We start from the raw sequence: 7,412 nt of genomic DNA, 5'->3' as shown, positions 1-7,412 counted from the left end.
GACGCGGCGATGGCCAAGCGGGTGGGCGAGCTGCATGCGCAATTGTGGGAGGGGCCGTATGCCAAAGCGCTGGATGTAGCGGCGCAGTACCCGGACCCGCACCCTGGCAAGCCGTGAGCTGAACTCGATTCTTCCTACGCAAAAAAACAATGTGGGAGCGGGCTTGCCCGCGATAGCGGAGTGTCAGCCAACCTAGGCGCTGACTGACACACCGCCTTCGCGGGCAAGCCCGCTCCCACAGTTGATGCTTGGTGGCTCACATTGGAAGTGGTGATGCATGACGCGGCGATGGCCAAGCGGGTGGGCGAGCTGCATGCGCAATTGTGGGATGGGCCGTATGCCAAAGCGCTGGATGTAGCGGCGCAGTACCCGGACCCGCACCCTGGCAAGCCGTGAGCTGAACTCGGTTCTTCCTACCCAAAAAGCAATGTGGGAGCGGGCTTGCCCGCGATAGCGGAGTGTCAGCCAACGTAGACGCTGACTGACACTCCGCCTTCGCGGGCAAGCCCGCTCCCACCGTTGATGCTTGGTGGCTCATGTGGGATGGGCCGTATGCCAAAGCGCTGGATGTAGCGGCGCAATACCCGGACCCGCACCCTGGCAAGCCGTGAGCTGAACTCGATTCTTCCTACGCAAAAAAACAATGTGGGAGCGGGCTTGCCCGCGATAGCGGAGTGTCAGCTAACGTAGGCGCTGACTGACACGCCGCCTTCGCGGGCAAGCCCGCTCCCACAGTTGATGCTTGGTGGCTCAAATACGGAGGTAGGACATTTCCCTCATCCGGGTCTCCCCTACCACTCCTTCGTGATGGTAGTGTGTGAAATTGTTTCTGACATTTCGATCAGAAATTTTCCCACTCCTCTTTTGCAAAGGAATGCCTCTAGTCATGCATTTTCCACTGAAAAAACTGGTGGCTGCCACCCTGTTCGCGGCCAGCTTTTCGGCCATTGCCACCCCTGCATTCGCCAACATCAGCGCCGAACAAAGCGCGACCATTATCAAACATTTCAGCGAAACCCCAGCCAGCGATTTCCGTGGTTTCCTCGGCACTCTGGCCAAGAGCGACCTGGCGAAAACCGATGACGTCGGCCCGGCCATCGACGCCTTCCTGGCCAACAAAACCCTGACCGCCGACCAGCAGAACGAAATCAACCGTCTGCTGGGTATTTACACCCGCGTTAAATACGGCAAAGCCGCGCTCGAAACCCTGCGCGAGCTGGTGGAAATTCCGACCTTCAACGTCGACGGCCTGCCGCAGTACAAGAACCCGGAATTCCTCAAGATCGCCGACAAGATCCAGAGCCTGGCCAAAGCCTTCAACCTGAACTTCCGCAACATCGACAACCGCGTGTACGAAATTTCGTTGGAAGGCAGCGGCGATGAAGTCGTCGGCATTCACGCGCACGCCGACGTGGTGCCGGTGACGCCGGAAAACTGGGTGCTCAAGGACGGCACCAAGCTCGACCCGTTCAAGGTCACGCTGATTGGCGATCGCATGTATGGCCGCGGCACCGAGGATGACAAAAACGGCATCGTGGTAGCCCTGTATGCCATGAAGGTGATCAAGGAAGAGAAGCTGCCGCTGGCGCGCAACTTCAAACTGTTGGTGGACACCACTGAAGAAACCATGGGCGACGCGATCCCCTATTACTTCGAACACAACCCGGTGCCGCAATACAACCTGGCGCTGGATGGCGGCTACCCGGTCGTGATTGCCGAGAAAGGCTACGGCACCGTCATGGCGAGCTTCCCGGTGCGCAAAGGCACTGGCAAAGGCGCGGAAATTATCTCGATGACCGGCGGCATGGCCACCAACCAGATTCCGTCGGTCTCGGTCGCCACCCTGCTCAGCGACAAGCCTGCTGAACTGGCCGCCGGCCTGCAGAAAGCCGGCGCTGACTACGTCAAGCAAAACGGTGGCAATTTCGACGTAACGGCCAAGGTGGTCGGCAAAGAGGTCAAGTTGACGCTCACCGGTGTGTCGGCTCACTCCTCCGAGCCGGAAGCGGGCGTCAACCCGGTCGCACGCATGCTGGAACTGATCCACAGCATTGACGGCAAAATCGCGCTGAAGCACAACCACATCACCGACGCTGCACACTATGCAGCTGACAACTGGGGCCTGGATTACCTGGGCGGCAAGTTGGGAGTGGGCTTCTCCGATGCGTTCATGGGACCACTGACCACCTCGCTGACGTTTGTCGGCCAGGATGACAAAGCCTTCAAGCTGGCGGTGAACCTGCGCATCCCCAAGGGCAAATCGCCGGAGGTGCTCAAAACTGAAATCGAAGAGAAAATCAGCGCCTGGGACACGCACACCAAAGTGGCGATGAACGTCACCTACTCGGTGGCCGAGCCGATGTACCGCAACCCTGAAGGTGAGTGGGTCAAAGCCCTGCTGGCCGTGGCCAGCGAAAACCTCGGCATGGAGCACACGTTCGGCACCTCGGCCGGCGCGACCTCCGTGCATGATCTGCCCAATGGCGTGCAATTCGGCCTGGCGAAGCCGGACGTGAAGTACACCGGGCACACCGACGGTGAGTTCAAGACCGTCGAGCAGTTCTTGCTGGACCTGCAGATCGTCACGGAAATGATGGGCCGTGTGGGGCAACTGCCGAAGCTCTGATAAGCCAAGGTAAACACCACAACGCCGATCAAGATTGATCGGCGTTGTGGTTAAACAGGCCTGGCTTGCGGCCTAAAACATATCCATCGCATTGCACAGCTTGGCCTTCTCTACCGGCACGCTCTGCGGTTTCCCCGTCGGGTTCAGGCGCTGCAACGCAATCAGGCACTGGCCACCGTCCAGCAGGATCAGTTCGTAGTCTTGCCCGGCCTTGGGGGTGAAGTGAAAGCTCTGCCTGCAGCTGTAGGCATTGCCGCCAGAAACATAGCCCTCACTCTGGAAGTTCATGGCAAAAGGCTTGTTCGCCGGCACCTTCAGTTCGCTACGCGCCGAGCCTTGCGCCTCCACCCGGCGGTTGCTCTCGGGCATGCCCAGGCTGCGGCCATTATTCTGACCCGCAAAGCCGGATTCGGACACGGCCATCACCCCGGCGCCAGGCACACGCCAGTCGATGCAGTCACGGCCCGGCACACCGCGCGCCATGCCATTGGTGATCACGCGCAAGCGTGCGGTATCCCCTGATGTGGGTTCAACATAGGGCGTGTTGTAAGCACGGATATTGGAAATATTGCCGCAGCCACTCAAGGCCACGGCCAGGCCTGCTATCAAAAACGATCTCATGGAAATCCTTTTTTTTGAGGCTTAACGGCAGTGATAAGGGCTTTCGCTGCGCAGTTCCTCGCCGGTCCGGGCATCGCGAATGATGACCGTCGCCCCCGGCGCATTGAGGCAGAACGCATTGCGTATGGGGTAAATGTTATGGCCCTCGGCGGTGAAGGTGCCGAGCCTGGTTATCTGGGCGCCGGAGGCGTCGTGAGCCGTGACAGTGTATTCACCCGACATGGTCAGGCAGCCGCTCAGCGACAGCAGCAAGGTGGCGCAGATGGCATATTTCACAGGTGATGTCCCTATCGCGTTGAATGCCGAGCCCTTAAAAACAGAGCGTTGTTTTTGTGGTTTCATTGCGCCGACTCACAGGCCCTCAACGGCTCCTTGGGGTGCAATGCACAGAGGTCGAAACCGTCACGCCGCGTGTAGCCAGCACGCTTCATACACACAAAGCGCTGCGCCCGCTCCTGGAAGCTCGCATTGGGATCGATGCCGGAACCATTCTTTTCACCACACGCCAACATGGACGCAACCACATCCTGGTGGCTGGCGCCGGGTTTCTCCCATAAGTCGGCATCGGCCGTGGGGGGCTGGAATGGCGGGCTAAAGCAAGCAGTGACAAAAGGTGCAATCAACACACCTAACGCCAGGTGTTTAAGCCACATGATCAATCTCCTTATTTACGCGCAATCACCGGCACCCGCACGGGTCGACCCTTGGGCCATTAAGGTGTGCAGGACTGCCGGCGATAGATGTAACAGCTGTGCGTCGTCGTTATGGACCTCATCCTCGAGGACCAGGTTCGCCCGTTCGACAGGGCTGGTGAAACATCCTACAAAATACTGATTACTTTACCGGCCATCCGCTGTTTTTTAGCAGCGCCCGCTCCAGCTCAGGCCGTTGCGGCCAGCACCGGCAGTTGCAACCCGCGCAGCGGCGGGCTGCGCTTAACCCTTCAAACCTCAAGCATCAGGATATCTTCAAAGAAACCGCCGACCGGCTCGGTGGGGTGGCAGAGCTGGATCTCCAGCACCCACACCATTTCACTCGGCGTGATCTCAAGCGCGGCCAATTCCTGATTGCCGAACAAGGCGTGGGGGAAATCCGCAATACGGTGGCCGGCCAGGTTGCGCGACAACCGCCAGCCCTTGGCAACGGCCCGTTCCTCGGCAAAGTCATAGAGCTCACAGCCGGTCAGGCCGCGCATCCAGGCCTCGCGGGTTTCATCGAACACTTCATGCAAGACCTTGAAGCAATCGCGGTGCAGCGCTGACTCGCCGAAGACGAAGGTGTCGCCATAGTCGCCCTCGTAGCCGTCCCACACCGGGCCGAGGTCGACCACCACGATATCGGTGGCACGCAGCGTGCGCAGTGGGTCAATGCCTTCCCTGGGCGGGCGAACCGTGTCGTCGCCAAAACGAATGTAAGTCGGGTGCCAGGTGTGCGAGGCGCCCATGGCCTGCAATTGCGCGGCGGCCATGTCGAGGGCTTGCCCGGTGGTCATGCCGACTGTGAGCTGGCTGGCAATCGCCGCCAGGGCGCGGATGGTTTTTTCACGCGCGGCGAGCATGCCGTCCAGCGAGTACCGCGGGCCGACTTTTTCCCAGGTTTGATCCAGTCCATTGAGCAGCGTGTCGGCGCTCGACCGGCCACTGGGTACAAACGCTTCGGCGACAAAACGATGGCTCGGCAAACCCGCTTCCAGGCAATCGGCACGCGCCTGGCTGATCATGCCGCCATTACCGCAGGCATACACCTGAGCCGACGCCCAACGGTGCCCATGGCTCAGCGCCACTTCCTGCACCCTGCCCTGCGCTGCCAATACCGGGTGCCAGTGAAAACGCGGGTGGTCGATGACCGCCTGGTCCAGAAATACGCGGTCGTAAAAGTCTGCCGCCTGCGCGCCGCCCCAGTAAAACGTCACCTCCACATCCTGCTTCAACGCGCTCAGCAGGATCGGCTTGATACCCGCGTAGCCGGTGCCTGTGGCGAACAACACCACAGGCGCATCGTCATCGTCCTGCCAGGTGCAGGCACCAAAAGGCCCCTCCAGCGTCAACAGATCGCCAGCCTCAAGGCTGTCCAGGAGGGTCTCGGAAAAAAGCCCGCCGCGCACCCGACGAATCTGAAACACCAGGCGCCCATCGCCGTCGGCCGGCAGGTTGGCGATCGAGAAACAGCGCGAGTCGCCATCGACCAGGCGGAACTTGAGGTACTGGCCCGGCCGCACGGCCAGCGGCGTGTCCGGCATCACCACCAACTCAATGATGTCGGGGCTGAGGTCACGCTTGCTCAGCACCGTCGCCTCGACCACCAGCGCGGGGGTGTCCAGCGACCACCCGGGAATCTCCAGGCGCATGTCGGCGCAGGCGTGGCTTTGACACAAGAGCATTTCATTCGCTGCCAGCGGGTAGCACGGCGCGGGCGCGCCCGGCGCCAGCTGCTTGGCGCGGTAGTGGCCTTGCTTGACCACCACCTTGCACGAACCACACGCCCCGCGCCGGCACGAGAACGGCACAGACAGGCCGCTGGCGAGCATCGCGTCGAGCAACAGCTCATCGCCGGCTTCAAAGGTTTTCCCCGAGGGGACGAGTTCGATGACATGGCGTGTGTTCATAACAACCTCAGGGGTAAGTGAGGCTTGATTGTTGCGCTAGACTAGGCCCATTAAAACCTCCAGTTTTGGATACTTAAGATGGTCCAGATGCGTAAATGGCGCCCGCTCCTCAAGCTCGATGAGAGCACCACCCAGGCGTCCTATCGCAAGATTGCCGAAGGCTTGGTGCAGGCCATCCTCGAAGGACGGCTGCCGCCCGGCACGCTGCTGCCGGGCACACGGGAAATGGCGCAGATGCTCGACGTCAACCGCAAGACGGTGATCCTGGCTTACGAGGAAGCGTCGACCAAAGGCTGGCTGATCAGCGAGCCGCGCCGGGGCACGTTCGTCAATGCGCAATTGGCGCTAACGCCCGCGTCCAACCGCGCGCAGCACTCCTTTGCCCCGCCACTGCTGGCGCAGCCAGTGGTGCCGTATTTCGAGCAGAATGCCCAAGTCATCGCCCTGCAGCATCGGCATGACGCGCTGTTTTTCGATAACGGTGCCTGCGACCACCGCTTGCTGCCCCAGGCCGTTTTACACCGCTATTACCGCAATGCCCTGCGCAGCAGTTTTGCGTCCAACTCGGTGCGCTACGGCAGCGAGGGCACCGGCTATGAATTGCGTTGCGCGCTGGCAGAGATGCTGCGCAACAATCGCGGGCTGGCAGTCAGCGCCGAGAATATCTGCCTCACGCCCGGCACTCAGGTGTCGCTGTACCTGACGGCCAGCCTGCTGATCAAACCCGGTGATGTGGTGTTGGTGGAGCGTCTGAGTTACCCGCCGGCGTGGGAAATTTTCCGCAAGCTCGGCGCACATTTGATCACCGTCGACATGGACGATGAAGGCTGTCGCACGGACCACATCGAGCAGTTATGCCACGCACATGATGTAAGGATGATTTACCTTACGCCGCACCACCAGTTTCCCACCACGGTGAGCCTGCATGCGGCCCGTCGGCAACACCTGCTGGCGTTGGCGGCGCAGCACAATTTCTGCGTGATCGAAGAAGACTACGACCACGAATATCACTTCAACGGACGGCCCTATCTGCCGCTGGCCAGTGACGGCGCGCAACGCCATGTGATTTACATCGGCTCATTATCCAAGGCGTTGGGGTCGACGTTTCGTTGCAGTTATGTGGTGGCTCCGGCCAGCGTGATTGAGGTGCTGCAGAACAGCGCGGCACTGGTGGTAGGCGACACCGACGCGGTTGCACAAAAAATGCTCGCGGACCTGATCAATCAGGGGGAATTGAAGAAGCACCTGCGCCGTGTTTCGAAAGAATACGTGGCGCGTCGAGAGGTGCTGCAGAGCTGTTTGCACAGCGCATTTGGCGATCGAATCCAGGTGCGCGAGCCTGAAGGCGGCCTGGCCCTCTGGGTTCGCTTCCAGGATGAAACCGACGTCGATCAGTTGCTCGCCACAGCCCGGGGCCAGGGCGTGGTGGTGCGCAGTGCGCGTCAGTTTTCACCGCTGAATGTGCCGGAAAATGCCCTGCGCCTGGGGTTTGCCTCGCTTGATCGGGATGAGCTCCGGGAAGCCACGCTGCGGTTGGCGCGGGTGATGAGCAAGCGTTGA

The 7,412-nt window shown here is 60.6% G+C and carries 6 protein-coding genes and 1 pseudogene; 3 read left to right on the top strand and 4 right to left on the bottom strand.

Annotated elements, in window-relative coordinates; all coding sequences use genetic code 11:
- Positions 1 to 261: 261 nt before the first annotated feature.
- Together AACW30_RS21610 and AACW30_RS21605 are read left to right on the top strand one after the other, a co-directional pair.
- Positions 262 to 396: pseudogene (locus tag AACW30_RS21610) on the top strand (phospholipase D-like domain-containing protein); the annotation flags it as partial.
- Positions 397 to 886: 490 nt separating this feature from the next.
- The gene (locus AACW30_RS21605; RefSeq protein WP_200625719.1) at positions 887 to 2,626 is read left to right on the top strand and encodes a dipeptidase; all 1,740 of its coding nucleotides are present in this window, start codon (positions 887 to 889) and stop codon (positions 2,624 to 2,626) included.
- A 72-nt stretch (positions 2,627 to 2,698) separates the two neighbouring features.
- Here the strand turns inward: AACW30_RS21605 and AACW30_RS21600 are convergent, their stop codons facing one another.
- The 4 genes from AACW30_RS21600 to AACW30_RS21585 form a co-directional block, all read right to left on the bottom strand.
- The gene (locus AACW30_RS21600) at positions 2,699 to 3,247 is read right to left on the bottom strand and encodes a hypothetical protein (protein ID WP_200625718.1); all 549 of its coding nucleotides are present in this window, start codon (positions 3,245 to 3,247) and stop codon (positions 2,699 to 2,701) included.
- Positions 3,248 to 3,268: 21 nt separating this feature from the next.
- The gene (locus tag AACW30_RS21595; protein WP_234452761.1) at positions 3,269 to 3,589 is read right to left on the bottom strand and encodes a hypothetical protein; all 321 of its coding nucleotides are present in this window, start codon (positions 3,587 to 3,589) and stop codon (positions 3,269 to 3,271) included.
- On the bottom strand, positions 3,586 to 3,900 hold the full coding sequence (locus AACW30_RS21590; RefSeq protein WP_200625720.1) for a hypothetical protein: 315 nt from the start codon (positions 3,898 to 3,900) through the stop codon (positions 3,586 to 3,588). The genes AACW30_RS21595 and AACW30_RS21590 overlap by 4 nt, the downstream gene beginning before the upstream one ends.
- A gap of 290 nt (positions 3,901 to 4,190) precedes the next feature.
- Complete coding sequence (locus AACW30_RS21585) at positions 4,191 to 5,852, bottom strand: NAD(P)H dependent flavin oxidoreductase family protein (protein WP_200625717.1); 1,662 nt, start codon at positions 5,850 to 5,852, stop codon at positions 4,191 to 4,193.
- Positions 5,853 to 5,930: 78 nt separating this feature from the next.
- Between AACW30_RS21585 and pdxR the strand changes: the two genes are divergently transcribed.
- Positions 5,931 to 7,412, top strand: a complete 1,482-nt coding sequence (gene pdxR, locus AACW30_RS21580; RefSeq protein WP_200625716.1) for a MocR-like pyridoxine biosynthesis transcription factor PdxR — start codon at positions 5,931 to 5,933, stop codon at positions 7,410 to 7,412.

The sequence above is a fragment of the Pseudomonas sp. MF6747 genome (assembly GCF_963890955.1).
Classification (GTDB): Bacteria; Pseudomonadota; Gammaproteobacteria; order Pseudomonadales; family Pseudomonadaceae; genus Aquipseudomonas.
The sequence above is the reverse complement of the archived record's forward strand: the minus strand, read 5'-3'. Positions and strand labels throughout refer to the sequence as shown.

What these genes read in the sequence shown, in the direction of transcription:
- AACW30_RS21605 (WP_200625719.1), top strand. Translation starts at nt 887, where the DNA reads ATGCATTTTCCACTGAAAAAACTGGTGGCTGCCACCCTGTTCGCGGCC.
- AACW30_RS21600 (WP_200625718.1), bottom strand. Translation starts at nt 3,247, where the DNA reads ATGAGATCGTTTTTGATAGCAGGCCTGGCCGTGGCCTTGAGTGGCTGC.
- AACW30_RS21595 (WP_234452761.1), bottom strand. Translation starts at nt 3,589, where the DNA reads ATGAAACCACAAAAACAACGCTCTGTTTTTAAGGGCTCGGCATTCAAC.
- AACW30_RS21590 (WP_200625720.1), bottom strand. Translation starts at nt 3,900, where the DNA reads ATGTGGCTTAAACACCTGGCGTTAGGTGTGTTGATTGCACCTTTTGTC.
- AACW30_RS21585 (WP_200625717.1), bottom strand. Translation starts at nt 5,852, where the DNA reads ATGAACACACGCCATGTCATCGAACTCGTCCCCTCGGGGAAAACCTTT.
- pdxR (WP_200625716.1), top strand. Translation starts at nt 5,931, where the DNA reads ATGGTCCAGATGCGTAAATGGCGCCCGCTCCTCAAGCTCGATGAGAGC.